The 17657-nt window shown below is 56.2% G+C and carries 20 protein-coding genes and 2 pseudogenes; 4 read left to right on the forward strand and 18 right to left on the reverse strand.

Translation table 11 applies throughout. The annotated features are described in order from the left end of the window. Nucleotides 1–359 precede the first annotated feature (359 nt). On the reverse strand, nucleotides 360–1043 hold the full coding sequence (locus AB9F26_RS19735; RefSeq protein WP_369768867.1) for a dimethylsulfonioproprionate lyase family protein: 684 nt from the start codon (nucleotides 1041–1043) through the stop codon (nucleotides 360–362). A gap of 171 nt (nucleotides 1044–1214) precedes the next feature. Between AB9F26_RS19735 and AB9F26_RS19740 the strand changes: the two genes are divergently transcribed. Continuing rightward, a complete protein-coding gene (locus AB9F26_RS19740; protein WP_335586612.1) occupies nucleotides 1215–1922 on the forward strand; it encodes an IS6 family transposase in 708 nt (235 codons plus the stop codon). Nucleotides 1923–2007: 85 nt separating this feature from the next. Here the strand turns inward: AB9F26_RS19740 and AB9F26_RS19745 are convergent, their stop codons facing one another. After that, nucleotides 2008–2244 (reverse strand): hypothetical protein, encoded by a 237-nt coding sequence (locus AB9F26_RS19745; RefSeq protein WP_335586595.1) that lies wholly within the window; start codon nucleotides 2242–2244, stop codon nucleotides 2008–2010. Nucleotides 2245–2404: 160 nt separating this feature from the next. Between AB9F26_RS19745 and AB9F26_RS19750 the strand changes: the two genes are divergently transcribed. Beyond that, a complete protein-coding gene (locus tag AB9F26_RS19750) occupies nucleotides 2405–3130 on the forward strand; it encodes a Crp/Fnr family transcriptional regulator (protein ID WP_335586596.1) in 726 nt (241 codons plus the stop codon). Between the two features lie 29 nt (nucleotides 3131–3159). On the opposite strand, the gene AB9F26_RS19755 is transcribed toward AB9F26_RS19750, so the two are convergent. The 16 genes from AB9F26_RS19755 to atpD form a co-directional block, all read right to left on the reverse strand. Then, nucleotides 3160–4119 carry a carbamate kinase gene (locus AB9F26_RS19755; RefSeq protein WP_335586597.1) on the reverse strand — a complete coding sequence of 320 codons (960 nt, stop codon included), beginning with the start codon at nucleotides 4117–4119 and terminating at the stop codon, nucleotides 3160–3162. Nucleotide 4120: 1 nt separating this feature from the next. Beyond that, nucleotides 4121–5122 (reverse strand): ornithine carbamoyltransferase, encoded by a 1002-nt coding sequence (argF, locus tag AB9F26_RS19760; protein ID WP_369768868.1) that lies wholly within the window; start codon nucleotides 5120–5122, stop codon nucleotides 4121–4123. A gap of 10 nt (nucleotides 5123–5132) precedes the next feature. Then, complete coding sequence (gene arcA, locus AB9F26_RS19765) at nucleotides 5133–6356, reverse strand: arginine deiminase (RefSeq protein ID WP_335586599.1); 1224 nt, start codon at nucleotides 6354–6356, stop codon at nucleotides 5133–5135. Further along, complete coding sequence (locus AB9F26_RS19770) at nucleotides 6353–7801, reverse strand: YfcC family protein (protein WP_335586600.1); 1449 nt, start codon at nucleotides 7799–7801, stop codon at nucleotides 6353–6355. Before AB9F26_RS19770 ends, arcA begins: the two co-directional genes overlap by 4 nt. A 113-nt stretch (nucleotides 7802–7914) precedes the next feature. Continuing rightward, entirely contained in the window at nucleotides 7915–8292 is a 378-nt protein-coding gene (locus AB9F26_RS19775) for a hypothetical protein (protein WP_335586601.1), read from the reverse strand. Between the two features lies 1 nt (nucleotide 8293). Beyond that, a complete protein-coding gene (locus AB9F26_RS19780; protein ID WP_369768869.1) occupies nucleotides 8294–8698 on the reverse strand; it encodes a hypothetical protein in 405 nt (134 codons plus the stop codon). Nucleotides 8699–8822: 124 nt separating this feature from the next. Beyond that, nucleotides 8823–9083, reverse strand: a complete 261-nt coding sequence (locus AB9F26_RS19785) for a hypothetical protein (RefSeq protein ID WP_335586613.1) — start codon at nucleotides 9081–9083, stop codon at nucleotides 8823–8825. Between the two features lie 144 nt (nucleotides 9084–9227). After that, nucleotides 9228–10067 (reverse strand): FoF1 ATP synthase subunit gamma, encoded by an 840-nt coding sequence (locus AB9F26_RS19790; protein ID WP_335586603.1) that lies wholly within the window; start codon nucleotides 10065–10067, stop codon nucleotides 9228–9230. After that, nucleotides 10064–11608 (reverse strand): F0F1 ATP synthase subunit alpha, encoded by a 1545-nt coding sequence (locus tag AB9F26_RS19795; protein ID WP_369768870.1) that lies wholly within the window; start codon nucleotides 11606–11608, stop codon nucleotides 10064–10066. The genes AB9F26_RS19790 and AB9F26_RS19795 overlap by 4 nt, the downstream gene beginning before the upstream one ends. Next, entirely contained in the window at nucleotides 11598–12332 is a 735-nt protein-coding gene (locus AB9F26_RS19800; RefSeq protein ID WP_369768871.1) for a hypothetical protein, read from the reverse strand. Before AB9F26_RS19800 ends, AB9F26_RS19795 begins: the two co-directional genes overlap by 11 nt. Before the next feature lie 4 nt (nucleotides 12333–12336). After that, complete coding sequence (locus tag AB9F26_RS19805) at nucleotides 12337–12582, reverse strand: F0F1 ATP synthase subunit C (RefSeq protein WP_039001729.1); 246 nt, start codon at nucleotides 12580–12582, stop codon at nucleotides 12337–12339. Beyond that, nucleotides 12582–13295, reverse strand: a complete 714-nt coding sequence (locus tag AB9F26_RS19810; protein ID WP_369768872.1) for a F0F1 ATP synthase subunit A — start codon at nucleotides 13293–13295, stop codon at nucleotides 12582–12584. Before AB9F26_RS19810 ends, AB9F26_RS19805 begins: the two co-directional genes overlap by 1 nt. Continuing rightward, a complete protein-coding gene (locus AB9F26_RS19815; RefSeq protein WP_369757989.1) occupies nucleotides 13292–13603 on the reverse strand; it encodes an ATP synthase subunit I in 312 nt (103 codons plus the stop codon). Before AB9F26_RS19815 ends, AB9F26_RS19810 begins: the two co-directional genes overlap by 4 nt. Continuing rightward, nucleotides 13579–13860 carry an AtpZ/AtpI family protein gene (locus AB9F26_RS19820; protein WP_082802260.1) on the reverse strand — a complete coding sequence of 94 codons (282 nt, stop codon included), beginning with the start codon at nucleotides 13858–13860 and terminating at the stop codon, nucleotides 13579–13581. The genes AB9F26_RS19815 and AB9F26_RS19820 overlap by 25 nt, the downstream gene beginning before the upstream one ends. Further along, nucleotides 13857–14267 (reverse strand): F0F1 ATP synthase subunit epsilon, encoded by a 411-nt coding sequence (locus AB9F26_RS19825; RefSeq protein WP_335586607.1) that lies wholly within the window; start codon nucleotides 14265–14267, stop codon nucleotides 13857–13859. Before AB9F26_RS19825 ends, AB9F26_RS19820 begins: the two co-directional genes overlap by 4 nt. After that, nucleotides 14264–15727 carry a F0F1 ATP synthase subunit beta gene (gene atpD, locus AB9F26_RS19830; RefSeq protein WP_369768873.1) on the reverse strand — a complete coding sequence of 488 codons (1464 nt, stop codon included), beginning with the start codon at nucleotides 15725–15727 and terminating at the stop codon, nucleotides 14264–14266. The genes AB9F26_RS19825 and atpD overlap by 4 nt, the downstream gene beginning before the upstream one ends. Before the next feature lie 239 nt (nucleotides 15728–15966). Here atpD and AB9F26_RS19835 point away from each other — a divergent pair. Next, nucleotides 15967–16673 (forward strand): annotated as a pseudogene (locus AB9F26_RS19835) (IS6 family transposase). 109 nt (nucleotides 16674–16782) lie between these two features. After that, nucleotides 16783–17464, forward strand: a pseudogene (locus tag AB9F26_RS19840) (IS6 family transposase). The last annotated feature ends 193 nt before the right edge of the window (nucleotides 17465–17657 follow it).

Raw genomic sequence — 17657 nt, forward strand, 5'->3', positions numbered from 1 at the left:
GAAAGGCCAGCGGTCACATGCACCGCGTCAACAGGCCGGACACATGACCGCAACCTGCAACGATCAAAATCAGCTCAAATAAATCCTTGCAAAACAGGGGCCGTCAACACATGACACCACCGTCCATACATGGCACCACCCTTGGAGCCAATGAGGAAGAAGCGAGAGGAAATTCATCCATTGCCCGGCAGGCGATTGTAAAGCAATCTGCCGAAAGGGGGGCTCGCGGCGACGATACTTCGGGCCGCATTCAGAAGCCGGATATACGTCAGAAACCGTGAAACCTATCCAGATCTAACTAAGGTGTTGCAAAAAGGAGGGGTCCATAAATGTCCACACATGATAGCACCACTCTGCCACTACTTTGATCTCCGAAAATTCATGGTATTTGAAGTTAGAATCTCGGGCGGTGCGATCCAAGCATATGCGAGCAGTGCCGGATCGATATCGGAAACGGTTATCCGGTGTAGTTGTTCGGGCGGGTTGAATATCATAGATCCAGGGGTGTAAACGCCCTGATGGTTCTCGCTGACGGCACCAGAAAGGCAGACATAACTCTCTGTAATGCCATTGTGTGCATGAGCGGGATAGGTGCATCCTGGTGCAAAAAGGACTACTCCAAGAATCACCTCGGTCGTGCGGATCGGCCCCTTGGGGCCCGCAATCTCGGCATAACCGTACTTTTGAGCTAAGCCCTTGGGAATTTTCTCGTAACCGTATTCCCAAGAAAGATCGTCACGTACAGCGTCAAGTGCTCGGACCATCGACACCATTTGATCCTTCCGACCAAGGTCAATGGAGCGACGCAAATGATCCGTTACTGGCAATCGGTCTGGGGTGCGCAAAACAACGGGAGGATTTGCCTTGATGACGCGCCCAATTGCTTCTCGAACAGCGCGCTGGTGGCTCCGTATCTTGGTGCTCCCACCGGACGCGATCTTCCGGTAAAGATCATAGTATTCCCTTAAAAGGTAACGCATATCGACGGCATCATTTAGCCGTAGTTGTGTTTGGGGTGGTGTTGGTTCTTGGTCTAGTGTCATGGCTGTGCTCTTTATTTGTAGGCAGAGAAAATTTTAGGCAACTATGCGAAAGAGAGTGATTAAAACCTCACATTGACAGCACGAATTGAAATTTTGAGCAATATGTTTCATTATGTCATTGTCAGAAGAAACTGCCTTGAGCGGTGCGGGGCAACCAACTAGCGTTTGATTATAACAAAACGCTCTCCTTTTCGCTATTTCAAAACGAGCCCTAAGCTTATTTGCTTAGCGGCGATGCTTTACGTCCGATTTCCGCTCTCACTTCGAAACGTAGAGGATTTACTCCACGAGAGAGGTATTGAGGTGAGCCACCAAACGGTGCGATTTTGGTGGAACAGGTTCGGGCCAATGCTTGCTTCAGAGATACGGAGGAAACGAGTGGAACGATTGAGGTCCTGGCCTCAATGGCAGTGGCACCTAGATGAGGTTTTTGTAAGGATAAACGGTGAGAGGCACTATCTTTGGCGTGCGGTTGATAGCGAAGGCGAGGTGTTAGAAAGCTACGTGACCAGGCGTCGAGATCGGGCCGCGGTCCTTAAATTCATGAAGAAAGCAATGAAACGGTACGGCCAACCTGAGGTAATAGTCACTGACAAGTTACGTTCCTATAGCGCGGCGATGAAGGTCATCGGGAATTTGGCCAGACAGGAAACGGGGCGTTGGAAAAACAATCGGGCTGAGAATTCACACTTGCCGTTCCGACGACGAGAACGAGCGATGCAGCGCTTTCGCCGAATGCGAACATTGCAGAAATTTGTTTCTGTTCACGCCTCCGTTTTCAACCACTTCAACAAAGATCGCAGCCTTTTCCAAAGAGTTCATTTCAAAGCAAACCGCACCGCCGCTCTGGCTGAGTGGCGCGGTCTTTGCGCGGCATAAAGGGCAGTTTCTCTGTCCTTGCAGAGACGAGTTCGAATTGGTCTGACAGCACCTAGGCGCGTACGGCCTATTCCAAGGTGAGATTCTACGATTTGCGAGAAAAATCGCCACCAGAGAGGATGCGATTAATTAGGCTTGCCACAGCCTTGTGCGTTTCAAGGTCAGCCTCTGAGCCGTCAGCATTTTCATGTGTAGCAGACGCGTCCTTGAGAACCCCTAAAATTTCGCTTTCGGGCAGGACTTTTGCGTCGTTTAGCGCAAGAAGTAGTGCTTCGCAGATCGACAAAGCCGCGATTCCTGAATAGGCTTCATGGTCAGGCATGTTTTACTGCCTCTGATAAAGAAGGTACCCGATATTCAGGGTGTTTGAATTGCTCTCTGAACAGGTATACAGATAATCCCTAAGTTGCACTGATCCACATCAGCAAATAGTGCCCTTTTTTCGGAAGAGTTCGCTGTGACTCGAAATGAGGACGACATTGATGAATAATGCCTATTTGGTTCGTAAGTTGGGGGCCTTTGTCGCCCTATCCGAAACCGAACTTGCATCCCTTGAAGCCCTGCACAAGCGGCGACGGGTTTTTACCGTCGGGCGCGATCTGGTGCACCAAGGGCAATCGGAGCATACGGCCTATGTTCTAGCGTCGGGCTGGGCTTGCTCGTATAAAATTCTGCACGATGGCCAACGCCAGATTATCGACTTTCAGATTCCGGGTGATTTTTTGGGTCTGCGCAGCGTTTTACTACATATGTCGGATCACAGCATTGAGCCGATCACCGACATTGAAGTCTCCGAATTTTTGGTCTCGGATTTAATGGAGGCCTTCACCCAAACGCCCCGCTTGGCCATGGCGATCCTCTGGGCCGCGTCCCGTGATGAAGCGATGGTGGTTGAACATCTGGCGGATATCGGACGGCGGAGCGCGGCGGAACGGATGGCGCATTTTCTGCTGGAACTCGGTGCCAGACTTGCGTTGGTCGGGTTGGGTAGCAAAAAAGGCTATGCTTGCCCCCTCACGCAATACCTTCTGGCGGATGCCCTTGGCTTGACCGCAATTCACGTCAATCGCGTCCTACGACAGTTGCGCGAAAGCGGTTTAGTCACGTTTCGGGATGGGTACGTGACCTTCGATGCCTATGACCGCCTGACCGAATTCGCGGAGTTTGACCCAACCTATCTGGATCAGATTGGGCCGTTGTTGAGCTAAAGGTTGTACCGCAATTTTTAGTGCAGCCTTTAATCCAGCGCTCCGCCTTCGTTGTCCCAGACTTTAAGCGGTTTGGCTGCGTCCGAAAGGACGTTGGTTCCGGCGCGCTGCTCCAGAATTGCGCGGGCGTCCGACAATTGGCCGATTCCGGCAAATGCGCCGCCACCTTGCACAAAGGCCACCGCGGCACTGACCTTGGGTCCCATTGAGCCGGGGGCAAGATCGAGTTTGGCCAAGGCCTTGGGGGTGGTCATTCCGATCACGTGCTGGTTGGCTTGGCCAAAATTCTCAAAGACGGCCTCTACATCTGTAAGCAGCAAAAGCGCGTCCGCCTTAAGCTCCGTCGCAAGAAGCGCCGCCGTTCGATCCTTGTCGATCACGGCTTCAACTCCCTCCATCGCACCGTCCGCATTGCGCAGGACGGGAATGCCACCACCACCCGCACAAATCACGCAGTGGCCCGCGTTGAGCAAAGCATTGATTGCCTCGATGCCCAGAATCCGCAGGGGCAGGGGCGAGGGCACCACGCGGCGCTGCCCGCCTGTGGCCTCGGTTACCATGGTCCAACCATGATCCGTCGTCGCGCGCCTTGCCTCGGACGCGGTATAAACAGGCCCGATGGGCTTGCTTGGCTTCTCAAAAGCGGGGTCTTTTGCGTCGATTTCAACGCGGCTTAACAATGTGGCACAGCGGGAGCCCGCAGGCAGGGCGTTCATCAATTCTTGTTCGATCAAATAGCCGATCATACCATCGGTTTCCGCCCCTAGCACATCCAACGGCCAAAGCTTTTCGGGATCATAGGCGGCCGCCTGAAGCGCGAGTAGGCCAACTTGTGGGCCGTTTCCATGGGCGACAATGATCTGATGATCGCGAGCTAGATCCGCAAGGGCCGTGGCCGCAATTCGCACATTCGCAAGTTGCGCCGCCGCCGTCATCGGCTGACCCCGTTGCAACAACGCATTCCCGCCAAGGGCAACAACTATGCGCATCCTATGCCCCCATCGTGGCGACGAGAACCGCCTTGATTGTGTGCATCCGGTTTTCGGCCTGATCAAACACAACCGAGGCAGCGGATTCAAACACCTCGTCCGTTACTTCCATGCAATCGATGCCGTATTTTTCAAAGGTCGCGGCGCCAACTTCTGTGTCGCGATTGTGGAAGGCAGGTAGGCAATGCAGGAACTTCGCGTAGGGGTTTCCGGTCTTTTCCATGACGTCGGCCGTGACGCGGTAAGGCGATAGAAGGGCGATCCGCTCTTCCCAAACCTCCTCTGGTTCCCCCATCGAAACCCAAACGTCGGTGTAAACAAAATCGACGCCTTTTAGCCCCTCAGCGTGTTTTTCCGTCAGGGTAATCCGCGCACCGGAGGTTTCGGCAATTGTTCTGCATTGGGCGACGAGGTCAGGATTCGGCCAACAGCTTTTCGGTCCGCAGAGGCGAATATCCATACCTATCAGGGCAGCTCCAATCATAAGCGAGGAGCCCATATTATTGCCCGCGTCGCCCATAAAGCAAAAGGCGGTATCGGACAGATGTTTGTGCGTGAATTCGCGCATGGTCATTAAATCCGCGAGGATTTGTGTGGGGTGAAAATCGTCAGTTAGCCCGTTGAACACGGGTACACCTGAGAATTCAGCCAAAACTTCAGCATCCTTCTGGCCAAAACCACGATATTCGATCCCGTCATAAAATCGCCCCAACACGCGAGCGGTGTCTTTCATCGATTCCTTATGGCCGATATGACTTCCCGTGGGGCCTAAATAGGTTACATGCGCCCCCTGATCAAAGGCAGCCACTTCAAAACCGCTGCGTGTACGGGTGCTGTCTTTTTCAAAAATCAGGGCGATGTTTTTGCCCTGCAGTTTTTGCACCTCAAAGCCACCATTCTTAGCGGTTTTAAGGCTCGATGCCAGTTGCAGCAGGTGTCTGATTTCATCAGGGGTGAAGTCGAGAAGGGTTAAAAAGCTTCTGCCGTGCAGGTTTTGTGGCATAATAGTATCCTTAAATTTCGTCGCGAATGAGGGGGCAGGTCATACAGTGCGAACCACCGCGCCCGCGCCCAAGTTCAGATCCGGGGATGGTGATGACCTCCACGCCTGCTTTGCGCAGCAAGGTGTTGGAATAGACATTGCGCTCGTATCCGACGACCACACCGGGCTCCAAACACAGAAGATTGTTGGCATCATCCCATTGCTCGCGGGCGGATTCATACGCATCTCCCCCCGTTGGAATGGTCCGAAGGGCTTTGATCCCAAGCGCATCGGCCACGACCTCAAGAAAGGGTTTTGCCTCCACTTCAACGGCGATGGTGTTGCCGTCGCCGGGGCGCAGGCTGGTACAGCGGATAGCGTCTGTGACCTCGGAAAAGACCGTAACAAGATCGCGGTCACAGAAGGTAAATACAGTATCGAGGTGCATCGCGCCGCGAGATTTGGGGAATTGGCAGGCGATAACGCGGGTTGCGCCGCCACTCGCAAAGAGGTTGCGCGCGATCTGGCTGACGGCCTGTGGCGTGGTGCGTTCGCCCATGCCAATCAGGACTGTGCCGTTGCCGATTGGCATGACATCGCCGCCTTCGACGGTCGCGGGGCCATGATCCTGCTTTGGGTCGCCCCACCAGATCGGAAAACCTGCATCCTTGAAATCTGGATGGAACCGATAGATCGCGGCAAGGTTCAGCGTTTCAAGGCGGCGTGCGGGCCAATGCATGGGGTTCAGGGTGACGCCGCCATAAATCCAGCACGTGGTGTCACGGGTGAAAATATGATTGGGCAGCGGCGGTAAAATGAAGTCGGCGGGGTCCAGCATCGGTGCGAGAACACCGTTGGACTTGATGGGAAGTTCGCCGCGACTCATGCCACCGATCAGGATGGTGGACAACAGATTTGCATCGACCTCCATCAGATGCGCCAGCAGATCATCAGCAAGGCCCACGCCGACGGTATTGTCGTTGATCCGCGCCTCCAGCAGCCAGCGGCGGGCCTCCATATCGGCAAGGGTCTCGGTCAGCAGTTGCCGCAAATACACCACCTCAACCCCGCGGTTGCGCATCGCATCGACAAAAGTCATATGCTCGATACGGGCCTGTTTGACCCAAATCACATCGTCAAACAGCAGTTCTGCGCAGTTTGAAGGCGTCAGACGTGCCATCGCAGCACCGGGTTTGTGAACAAGGACGCGGCGCAGTTTGCCGGCCTCAGAGTGAACGCCATAGGTCAGGGTCATGCGGTTGTTCCTTGTAGGAGGACGCCAAGACTGAGAGCGACCATGATGATAATTGAGAGCCCGAGAAGCACAGGCCAGACGAAACGGAGCCAACGTTCATAGGGGACACGGGCGATAGCGAGACCGCCCATGACGACAGCGGATGTCGGGGTGACGAGGTTAACGACGCCCTCAGCCGATTGGAACGCAGTGACAACGAGGCTGCGCGCGACGCCCGCAAAATCGGCGACGGGGGCAAGGATCGGCATCGACAGCACCGCAAGTCCCGACGTTGACGGCACGAAGAACGACAGTGCGACTTCGATCCAGTACATGACATTGATAAAGACAATCCGGTTCAGGCCAGTGACGGCGCCTTCGGCCCAATGCAGGATGGTGTCGGTGATGTGACCTGCGTCCATGACAACGACAATGCCCCGCGCAAGGCCGATGATCAGGGCCACGCCAAGTAGATCGCGCGCGCCGCCGACGAAGGCCTCAACCAAGCCTTTTTCGCCCAACCGCCCAACGATGCCGATACCGATGCCCGCAAAAAGGAATAGCCCGCTCATTTCGGCCATCCACCATTCGCTGAGGGAAACGCCCCAGATCATCACAGCAAAAGTCGCCCCGAACAGCAGCAAAACGATTTTGTGCAGAGGGGTGAATTCGGTGGTGACGCCTGCTTCGCTGCGAAAGTGCGCCTCGTTTTCGGCTTTGCGATCAAAGACCAGCGAGCGTGACGGGTCGGCCTTGACCCGCGCCGCATAGCGCATGACATAGGCGACGGTTGCCACAAAAGTGACCGCCAGAATGCCAAGTCGCAGCGTTAACCCGTCCGTAAAGGGAACCCCCGCAGCATCGGAGGCAATTACGGTGGAAAACGCGTTGACAGTCGAGCCAAGGACGCCAACCCCTGCGCCAAGCATAATTACCGCCACAGCCGTCAGTGAGTCATAGCCCGCCGCGATCATGATGGGCGTTAGTAGCACGTAAAAGGCCAGCGTTTCTTCGGCCATGCCCTCGGTTGTGCCGCCTAATGCAAACAACCCCATTAAAATCGGGATCATCCATTTTTCCCGCCCCTTCATACGCGTCATGGCCTGTTTGATCCCCGCGTCAATGGAACCCGTGGCCGTAACAACACCAATAAACCCGCCGATCATCAGAACGAACAGAGCCACGTCAATTGCGTTTGCGGTATAGCTAACAGGGTCGTAAAAACCGGCAATCGGGGCGAGGAGGATGTCAAAAATGCCCTGAGGGTTCGCCTCTGTGAGGGCGTAGGAGCCCGCGACGGGGACGTCTTTGCCCAGCACCTCCGAGGCTTCCCGCATGTATTCACCGGCTGGGATCACCCAAGTCAGCGCCGCGATAATCACGATCAGCAAAAAGAGGATGGTATAGGCCGACGGAAAGCTGAATCGGGATGGGTTTTCGGATTGTTTGGAGTTGGGGGAAGCCATGGATGTGTCCTTTGCAAGCCAGCCATAAATGGACGTTGGCGCATGTGGAAAATCTTGGTGAGGAGAATTTAGAGACGTGGTTTGAGGTTACGGAGCGGCCGTGGCTCGGCCCCTCATGGTAAGGGAGTTTGCTGGTGTGACAGTCGCAGCCACGTGGCGTCGTCTTTCATGTAGGTCGAAGTGCAGAGTGCTGTGTAGAGCGGCACGCCCTCTCGCTCAGCAGAGACACGATAGGCCACAACCGCGATACCGCCTTTGCGCGTAATATAGCGCTCGCTCATCACAACCGAGCGCCAGCGCTGCGACACGTCCGAGGATTGTCCAATCGCGTCTCCCTGTAAAAATCCGGCAGGATATGGATAGACAAAGATCGCATTCTTGGCCGTCATTTGACGCGCACTTTCTGCACCCTGTGTCCAAAACCGTTCTTCGAGGTCCCAAAGGGTGATCTCGGTCTTGATCGGGGTCGCGGGCGTTGTGGTGGTGTTCATCTCAATATCCCTGCGCCAGTAGTGCAATCCAACCAAACAACAGGACCGTCGCGATGATCTTGTAAATAGGTGCTCCAAAGGGTGGCATCATAGTTCCGGTGGAGTCCGTCGGTGCGGAGGCGACCGGTTGGGGCATGCGAGCCAGCAACGTTGCGAGGGTTTTGTCGTAATTCGGTGCGCCTGCGGGTACGTCTGTGAAGGTTGCAATCAGCGTCTCAAGACGTTTTCGCGCCGCGCCCACGGGCAATGTGGCTAAATCCGAGGCTTCGGCCCATGGATCGACGTCAAGCCGCGCCAGCATCGACAGGAGGGAGACATGCGCCCCTTTATTGTCTTGGCCGACAGGGGTGCTGAGAAACGCCGCGAAGGATGGGTCTCGCTCTAGCGTTTCGGTTGTACATGCCATTTGTGAAATTCCTTGCTTGTGTCGAGGGGGAATCCGATATGTCCCGTGAGTCGGAACACGCGGCATTCACCTCCGTGTTTATGCGTATCCTAAGAGAGGAAGTTCGGCCTTGGGCTGACTCAAATCAGTATGCGGCCATTAGGGTGCATCTGGGAGCGTTGCTTCCTCTGTTAAACGCAATGTCTGTGGCGGATATGAATTTTTCCTGCGGCAGATATAGCATCACTCCGGGGGCGAGCGCCCCACAGCGGCGGCCCATAATCAGACTGTCCAGCGCGGCGAATCTCATGCTGCTTGCAACACTGCGCCGGTGTTTGAGGACGCACATGCTTGCACCGCTGCCAAGATGTTGGTGCAGGGTGCTGGCGATATCCTCATAGGGCAGGCCGTGGAACCCTTAGCGGCAGGATAAGGCCCGTCGCTATCGTAAACCTAGGGCATTATCTGCGGCGCAACCTTGATGTGGGTCAGCGGCCGGTCCTGTGGTGCGTCTTATCATTCTGAGCAACCGGATGTGCCGTCACCAAGCCTACTTTCGGGCTTGGGCTGCCCCAGTGCCCAGTTCTATGATTTCAGCGGTAATTGCTTCTTGTCGTACACGGCGTAATTTGGCTTGAAACGCTTCCAACTCACGCCCGATTTGGCTGCCCGCAGAGGACATGGCCTCCATACGCGCTTCATTTTCGGCGGCAAAGGCGTGCAGCGCGGCCTTGCAAACCTGTGCATGAAAGTAATCCTGTCCGAGGCTGTCTAGCAGGGCTGTTTCGGAAATCTGGGTTAGGGGACGGTCGGTTTTGGATGCGGGAAGATCAGAGAGATCAAGCGGAAACAGCCGTTGTCGCAGGAGCGCGGGTCGCCCAGAGGTCCACCCCGTATAGACAACGTCGAGTTGGGTAATCCGCCCCGATTCCACCGCGTGATAGATCGCTTTCGTTGCGTCATCGGCCAGTTTCGGGATGCCATTCGTATGCGACGGCAGTGGCCCCGCCCAATGCGGTGTGATCCCACGGGCGGCTATAATCGAAAGGCCGCGGGTGCCGATCAGGAACAGGGTTTCTGGGGTGAGGTCTTTGGGCAAACTGTCAAGCACACGTTCGCTAAAGGCCCCCGCGAACCCTTGCTCGGCGCAAAATACGAGCAGGCCAGTCCTGTCTGAATCCGTGTCCAAATTTTCGCGCGGATCGGTGCGGGGGCCGATGGCGTTTGCCATTGCCGCCGCAATTGTCGCTGCATAGCTATCGACGACATCAACTTGGCTGCGCGCCATATGGGCGCGGGCGGCGGCGATGCCCTTCATGGCATTCACCACGGCACCGAGTTGGCGAATACCCGTGATGCGGGCGCTGATATCGGCCAGACGTTCGGTCATGGACTTGCAGGGTCTTTGCTCGCCTCGGTCTTGTCTTTGGCCAGCGACGCGGCAAAGTGGGACAGCGCCGTCATCAAACTCTCGCGCGATTTCGGGTCAAGTTTTCCCGTCTCGGCAAGGGTACTGAGGGCATTTGCGGCAGTATTGTCTAACGCGGCGGGCAAACCTGCGCGAAACGCCGTCACTGCCTCCAGCGGCAAACTGTCGAGCAATCCCGATTGCACGGCCAGCATCAGGGCGACCTCGTCGGCCAGTCGGAACGGTTCATGTTGTGCTTGGCGCAGCGCTTCGCGAATGCGCGCTCCTCGTGTCAGTTGTTGGCGCACGCGGTCATCGGGCATTCCACCAAAACGGGTAAAGACCTCCAGTTCCAAGAACTGCGCATAGTCCAGCCGAAGCGTGCCTGCAGCCGTGCGCAGGATCGGGGCTTGCGTCTTGCCGCCGACGCGACTGACGCTCAGCCCCACATCCACGGCGGGTTTCTGGCCCTGATGGAACAAGGCCGCATCCAGCACGATCTGCCCATCGGTGATCGAAATCAGGTTCGTTGGAATATAGGCCGATAAGTTGCCTGAATCCGTTTCGGCAATGGGCAAGGCCGTCAGCGATCCGCCACCGCGCTCTGGCGACAGTTTGGCCGCTCGTTCGAGGAGCCGCGCATGGATATAAAACACGTCCCCTGGATAGGCCTCGCGCCCTGGTGATTGGCGAGTCAGCAGCGCGATCTCGCGGTGTGTGGCGGCATGTTTCGACAGATCATCAATCACAATCAGCGCATGTTGCCCTTTGTCGCGGAAATGCTCAGCCATGGTCATCCCGGCGTAGGGCGCGATCCATTGCAAGCCGGGAGGGGAGGCCGATCCGGCAACCAATACGATACAGCGCTCGAATGCGCCCCGCGCCTGTAGCGCATCAATGGCGCGGCGCACGCTGGATGTTTTTTGCCCCACGGCGACATAGATACAGATCATATCGCTCTGCGCTTGGGCGATAAGAGCGTCAACCGCGAGTGTCGTTTTGCCGGTAGAATGGTCGCCGACGATCAACTCGCGCTGACCTCGGCCAAGGGCGAAAAGCGTGTCCACCACGACAATTCCAGTCTGCACCGGTTCGGTCACAAGATCGCGCTCAATGATCGACGGCGCAGGGCGCTCAATCGGCAGAACCGCATCGGCCTCGATAGCGCCTTTGCCATCAAGGGGGCGACCAAGGGGATCAACGATACGCCCCAAAAGCGCCTCGCCCACAGGCACATTGACCACTTCGCCCGTGCCAAAAACGGCATCACCGGCCTCAACATTTGTGGCACTGTCAAGCAGGACACAGCCGATCAAGTCGGGGTCGAGCACCCGCGCAAACCCCACCTGACCGCCTTCAAATCGTAACACTTCGTCAAGCCGCACATCGCGTAAACCCGAGATCATCGCCACGCCGTCGCTTATTTCTTCGACCCGTCCACGGTGTTCGGCGCGCGGCCCCAAAGGGGCGCTTTGCACCGCATTCTGCGCGGTGGTGAACCACTTAGATGTGTCATGCGGCATCCTTCACCGCCTTTCGAATACGTGCCAAATCTGCTTGCCAACTGTTGTGCAGCACAAAATGTGCGCTGCGCAGTTCCAGCCCTGCAATCAGATCGGGATCGGTGACAAAACGCAGCGACGGCGTGCCGCCAAGGGCGTCGCATATCGCCGTTTCGAGTGCTTCGCGCTCCGTGCCAAGATCGGTTGCAGTGATGATTTCTATGCCCGATGGATTGGCAATCAGTGCGGCGCGATCGGTGGCAGATATCTTTTCGATAGCTTCAATCAGCAGCGTCAGAAACGCGGTCTGTACCGTGGGGCTGTTCAACCGCTCCAACAGTTTGGCCGCGATGTCTAGAGAAAGATCAGTGGCCTGTGTTGCGTTGGCTTTGCGGGCAGCTTCGGTGTTTCGTTCGATGGTGGCCTGTGCGGCGGCTAACGTCTCCTCGGCCTTGGTGCGCGCAGCACCGCGGGCGGCCTTCGCGGCGGTTTCTGCTTCGACAGAGGCTTTGGCGAGGACGGCATCTCGTTCGGCGTCGATATCGGCCCGCGCCCGCGTCACCTCTTCTAGAGCGGTATCCGCTTTGTCCTGCGCAGCATGAGCCGTATCCATTATCGCTTGGCTTTCGTCCTGACGTCGGGCAATTGCACCCGCCACCGGACGCCAAAAAAGGCGCGAGAGCAGCCAAATAAGGATCAGGACGTTTACCGCCTGCAAGCCAAGGCCCCAGAAGTCGATTGTCATGGGTTTATCCTAGCAACGGGTTGGCGAATAACAATAAAAGCGCGATAACCAAGCAATAAATCGCCGTGGTCTCGATCATCGCGAGACCGACAAAAAGGGTGCGAGAAATCGTATTCGCGGCCTCTGGTTGGCGCGCAATAGCGTCCATGGCCGCGGCGACAGCGCGCCCTTCGGCCAGCGCGGGTCCAATGGCGCCAAACGATACGGCAAAAGCTGCGCAGACGATGCTTGCTAGGCTGAGATAATCCATCATATGTCCTTTTGTTTTGGGGGAAGGGCCTGCTTGGTGTCAGGCTCTGAGCTTTGGCCGTCCTCGATCGTTGCGGTGATGAAAACCAATGCGAGAACGGCAAATATATAGGCCTGTACCAGCCCCGTCAGCAGATCGAGCGCCATCAGGGGGATCGGCACAAGAAGCCCCGCCAGCGAAGCAACAATGCCAACGATAAACACGCCGCTCATCACGTTGCCAAAAAGGCGGACGAACATTGAGAAGACGCGGGTAACGCTTTCCAGCATGTTCAGCGGAATCATAACGGGATTGGGCGCTGCGAAGGATTTGAGATAGCCCCCCAACCCGTTGCTGCGCATTCCAAACCAGATCACCGAAAGGAACACGAGAACCGCAAGTGCGGCATCGGTTTCAAGCTGTGCGGTTGGAGGGTCTAATCCGGGCACAAGGGAGGTCCAGTTGGCGACGAGGATGAACAGGAACAACGAGCCGATAAAGGCGCGATACGGGGCCGGTTTTGCGCCGGTTGTTTCGCGGATTTGGGTATCGATTGTGTCGACAATCAGTTCCAGCGCGGCCTGCCGTTTGCTTGGAACGAGGGTGAGATTTCTCGTCAACAGCACAGCTCCCAGCACCAGCACCGCCATGATCGCCCATGTGGTCAGAACCGCCTGCGTAATTGGCACGGGGCCGATATAAAACAGGACGACGGAAGATAGCGGCGAATTCATGCGTCAACCTTTCGCGCCCAGCGGAGCATCAACGCCTTGGCGCATAAAACCCCAGCAAGGGCCGCAATCAGCGCAAAACCATCCGCGCGCACCGCGATATAAAAGCCCACGCCAAGGCCCGCCAACCGTCCAAAAGTCAAGAGCAGGGCAAGCAATGGATGGCCGTGCCCGATAATGAGATCTGCGGTCACGCGCAGAGCGTAAAAATACGCATATCCGAGCACCAGACCGCCCAGAAAACTGGCAGGAAGGAGGAGGGGAAGGGGCAAGTTCGCGAGGTAGATCATCGTGCATTCATCCATTTCCATGCGGTCCAGCCGCCAAGGCAAATTCCCAGCACCATAAACGGGGCTGTCCAGAAAATACCGCTCTCAAGGCGCGCATCAAGCCACCGCCCAAAGAACATTCCGCCAAGCGTTGGCACCACAAATATCCACCCCAGCACCCCGATTTGGGCGAGGCGGCGCCCCACAGAAAGGTCGCCTTCGCGCAACCAACGGTCGCGCCGTTCGCGCCGCAGACGGGCTTGGGTTATGAGCGGGTCATCTTCTGGCTCAGGTTTCACCGGAACGCTCCCTTATCTGCGCCAGAGTGAAGCCGACTAACCATGCGCCGGATCGCGTTTAACTGAAGCGCGACCGTTTCGGTTCGCTCGACACGTTCGGCTTCTGCGTCGGATTGAAATCGCGCCAAAATCTCCCGGTCGAGGGTTGCAAGGTCATTTCCCGCCACGGCCTCGCGGGTGGCAATGGCGACCGTGGTGCCGTCGGTCACAGTCAGCACGCCGCCGCGCACCGCGCAGAAATGCTCCTGTTTTGCCCGTCGCCAACTGACGATTGAGATGGTGAGCGCCGTCAGGAATGGCGCGTGGCCCGTCATTATACCAAAACTGCCGCTGGGGTCTTCGGCGCGCAGGCTGTCAATGTCCTCGTCCACGATGACCGACAATGGCGTCACAATCCTGAGTTTCATGCGACGGCCTCTGGATCCGAAGAATCAGATTTCTTTGCGGCGGCTTCTTTTTTGCGGGCATCCTCTAGGGTGCCGACCATATAAAGCGAGCTTTCGGACCAATCATCGGTGGTCCCGTCGAGAATGGCGCGGCATCCCGCGAGGGTGTCAGCAAGGGGAACACTCGCGCCCGATATGCCGGTAAAGGCCTCGGTCACCATGAAGGGTTGGGTCAGAAACCGTTGCAAACGCCGTGCGCGCTTAACGACCAAACGGTCAGCAGCCCCGAGTTCCTCAACGCCAAGCAGGGAGATAATATCGGTCAACTCTCGGAAACGCGCCAGCGCTTGACGGACGGCTTCGGCGGTCTGGTAATGTGCCTCGCCCACGACAAGGGGATCGAGCAACATCGAGGAGGAGGCTAGCGGATCAATTGCGGGATAAAAACCTTCGGCCGCTTGCGCGCGGGACAGGACAATGACGCAGTCCATATGGCTGGAAATTGTGGTGACGGCGGGGTCGGTGAAATCGTCGGCAGGGACATAGACGGCCTGAATCGCTGTCACAGCAGACCCCGCAACCGAGGCAATTCGTTCCTGTAGCCCCGCAACTTCGGTTGCCAATGTCGGCTGATAACCCACGCGAGAGGGCAGGCGGCCCAAAAGGCTCGACACCTCCGCGCCAGCCTGGACAAAGCGAAAAACATTGTCCATCAAGAGCAGCACGTTTTGGTGTTTCTGGTCGCGGAAATACTCCGAAACAGTGAGGGCCGTGAGCGCCGCGCGCCACCGCGCCCCGGGAGGTTCGTTCATTTGACCATAGACCAGCACGGTGCGTTCAAGAACGCCGGAGTCGCGCATTTCTGTGAGAAGTTCATGACCCTCGCGAGACCGCTCGCCAATGCCTGCGAAAACCGAAATTCCTTCGTATTTCTCGACCATGGCGCGGATCAATTCCATGACCAGCACCGTCTTGCCAACCCCCGCGCCGCCAAACATCGCCGCCTTGCCACCCTGCGCCAATGGAGTCAGGAGGTCGATGATTTTGATGCCGGTTTCGAACACATCGGTGGTGCGGGTTTGGGCGCTTAAAGGCGGCGGTTGGGCATGGATAGATCGGCGCGGTGTATCCTCAGGCAGGGCAGGCCCGTTGTCTTGTGGATTGCCTACGACGTCTAAAAGTCGCCCGAGGATAGTCTCGCCAACGGGCACTGCGACAGGGCCGTACATGGATCGCACGGTCACCCCGCGCGCAAGTCCCGCCGTGGATTGAAACGCAACGGCGCGCACGGTTGTGAGGTCTAAATGGCTGTGGACTTCGAGGATAAGGGGCGTTGGCACATCCCACTCAACGGTGAGGGCAGTATTGATCGGCGGCAGCTCGGTCCCCGCAAAAACCACATCAACAACAGCGCCTCTTACGGCATGTACAATACCCTCGGGTAGGGTTGGCGGCTTCGGCTTCGCGTCGTGCTTTCGCATGAAAAATCGGTCTTTCGGTCGTGGGATTCTGCATTCTCAACAAGTGTAAAAGGTCGCTCAGGCGGCTGTGCTAATCGATGTTAGCAATATGGGAGAGAGTTTTTGGAGGTTTTCGAGCCCCATCTGAACGCACCCGAAACACAGGGTTCCTATTTGAGAGCCTTGTCCTCTAGCATCCTAGCAGGCACTGTCAGAGGAAACTGACTTGAGAATGCAGGGTGGCGATCTAGCGTTGTGTCATGATAAAACGTTTCCCTTTCCGTTACTTCAAAACGATCCCCGAGATAATCCGCCTGGCGGTGATGCTTTACGTAGATTTCCACTGTCGCTTCGGAATGTTGAAGATCTTCTGCATGAACGAGGCATCGATGTAAGCCATGAAACCATTCGATTTTGGTGGAACAGATTTGGTCCCATGTTTGCCGCTGAAATCCGCCGTCGACGCGTCCAACAACTGCGCTCTTATTCAAACTGGCAATGGCACTTGGATGAAGCTTTTGTGAAGATTGACGGAGAACGGCATTACCTTTGGCGAGCCGTTGATCACGAAGGAGAAGTGCTGGAGAGCTATGTAACAAAACGCCGGGATCGCGTCGCAGCCCTCAAATTTATGAAGAGAGGGATGAAACGGCACGGCCAACCTGAAGTTATCGTCACGGACAAACTACGTTCGTATGGCGCAGCGATGAAGGTCATCGTAAATGCGGGCAAACAGGAGACGGGGCGCTGGAAAAATAATCGAGCCGAGAATTCTCACCTACCTTTTCGACGACGAGAACGCGCCATGCACCGCTTTCGTCGAATGCGAAGTTTGCAGAAATTTACCTCCGTCCATGCATCCGTTTTCAACCACTTCAATCAGGAGCGCAGCCTTTCACAAAGAGATCATTTCAAGAATAACCGCACCGCTGCTCTGGCTGAGTGGCGCGGTCTTTGCGCGGCATAAAGGGCAGTCTCACTGGCCTAGCCGAGACGAGTTCGAATTTGTCTGACACCACCAACGCTCTCCTTTTCGCTATTTCAAGACGTCTCCTGAAATCATCCGTCTTGCGGTGATGTTGTACGTCAGATTCCCACTCTCACTTCGAAACGTGGAAGATTTACTCCACGAACGAGGGATCGACGTGAGCCACGAAACGGTTCGGTTTTGGTGGAACAGATTTGGCCCAATGTTTGCAGCTGAGATCCGTAGACGGCGGGTCAGTCGGATGCGATGTTACTCGAATTGGCAATGGCACCTGGACGATGCATTGCCCGGCAAGGCATGCTTGCATGCCTGAGAGGGTTTTTGTGAGGATAAACGGCGAACTGCACTATCTCTAGCGGGCCGTGGATCACGAGGGTGAGGTGTTGGAATCCTACGTTACGAAACGCCTAGACCCCAAGGCCGCATTCAAATTCCTCAAGAAAACCATGAAACGTCATGGCAGAACCGAGGTGCAAGTTACCGACAAACTGCGTTCCTACTGCGCGGCGATGACAGTCATTGGCAACGCGGCGAAACAGGAAACAGGACGCTGAAAAAACAATTGCGCTGAGAATTCACACTTGCCGTTCCGACTACGAGAGCGAGCGATGCACCGCTTTCGCCGAATGCGAACCTTGCAGAAATTCGTTGCTGTCCACTCTTCCATTCACAACCATTTCAATCAAGACCGAAGCCTCCCCCAACGGGATCACTTCAAGGCCGCTCGTACTGCCGCTCTTGCAGAATGGCGTGGACTTTGTGCGGAATAAAAGGGCAGGGCTACTGGCCTAGCTGAGACGCGTTCGAATTCGTCTGACACCACTCCCTGGGTACGAAAAGCGGCGCGTATACGAACCAAATACACCCAAAAAAACCGTAAACCACCCTGCAAGGCAGGACCATTCCAAGTCTTGGGTTGTGGGCGACCAAGTGTTCACCTAGCTTTGTTTCGGTAAAACTTGG

The organism is Falsihalocynthiibacter sp. BN13B15 (assembly GCF_041205415.1).
Classification (GTDB): domain Bacteria; phylum Pseudomonadota; class Alphaproteobacteria; order Rhodobacterales; family Rhodobacteraceae; genus Falsihalocynthiibacter; species Falsihalocynthiibacter arcticus.

Coding starts and splice junctions, on each gene's coding strand:
- AB9F26_RS19775 (WP_335586601.1), bottom strand. CDS start 8,292: ATGAACACCACCACAACGCCCGCGACCCCGATCAAGACCGAGATCACC.
- AB9F26_RS19810 (WP_369768872.1), bottom strand. CDS start 13,295: ATGAATTCGCCGCTATCTTCCGTCGTCCTGTTTTATATCGGCCCCGTG.
- AB9F26_RS19805 (WP_039001729.1), bottom strand. CDS start 12,582: ATGGATTATCTCAGCCTAGCAAGCATCGTCTGCGCAGCTTTTGCCGTA.
- AB9F26_RS19780 (WP_369768869.1), bottom strand. CDS start 8,698: ATGGCATGTACAACCGAAACGCTAGAGCGAGACCCATCCTTCGCGGCG.
- AB9F26_RS19770 (WP_335586600.1), bottom strand. CDS start 7,801: ATGGCTTCCCCCAACTCCAAACAATCCGAAAACCCATCCCGATTCAGC.
- AB9F26_RS19795 (WP_369768870.1), bottom strand. CDS start 11,608: ATGCCGCATGACACATCTAAGTGGTTCACCACCGCGCAGAATGCGGTG.
- AB9F26_RS19825 (WP_335586607.1), bottom strand. CDS start 14,267: ATGAAACTCAGGATTGTGACGCCATTGTCGGTCATCGTGGACGAGGAC.
- AB9F26_RS19790 (WP_335586603.1), bottom strand. CDS start 10,067: ATGACCGAACGTCTGGCCGATATCAGCGCCCGCATCACGGGTATTCGC.
- atpD (WP_369768873.1), bottom strand. CDS start 15,727: ATGCGAAAGCACGACGCGAAGCCGAAGCCGCCAACCCTACCCGAGGGT.
- AB9F26_RS19755 (WP_335586597.1), bottom strand. CDS start 4,119: ATGCGCATAGTTGTTGCCCTTGGCGGGAATGCGTTGTTGCAACGGGGT.
- AB9F26_RS19745 (WP_335586595.1), bottom strand. CDS start 2,244: ATGCCTGACCATGAAGCCTATTCAGGAATCGCGGCTTTGTCGATCTGC.
- arcA (WP_335586599.1), bottom strand. CDS start 6,356: ATGACCCTGACCTATGGCGTTCACTCTGAGGCCGGCAAACTGCGCCGC.
- argF (WP_369768868.1), bottom strand. CDS start 5,122: ATGCCACAAAACCTGCACGGCAGAAGCTTTTTAACCCTTCTCGACTTC.
- AB9F26_RS19750 (WP_335586596.1), top strand. CDS start 2,405: ATGAATAATGCCTATTTGGTTCGTAAGTTGGGGGCCTTTGTCGCCCTA.
- AB9F26_RS19815 (WP_369757989.1), bottom strand. CDS start 13,603: ATGGAAATGGATGAATGCACGATGATCTACCTCGCGAACTTGCCCCTT.
- AB9F26_RS19735 (WP_369768867.1), bottom strand. CDS start 1,043: ATGACACTAGACCAAGAACCAACACCACCCCAAACACAACTACGGCTA.
- AB9F26_RS19800 (WP_369768871.1), bottom strand. CDS start 12,332: ATGACAATCGACTTCTGGGGCCTTGGCTTGCAGGCGGTAAACGTCCTG.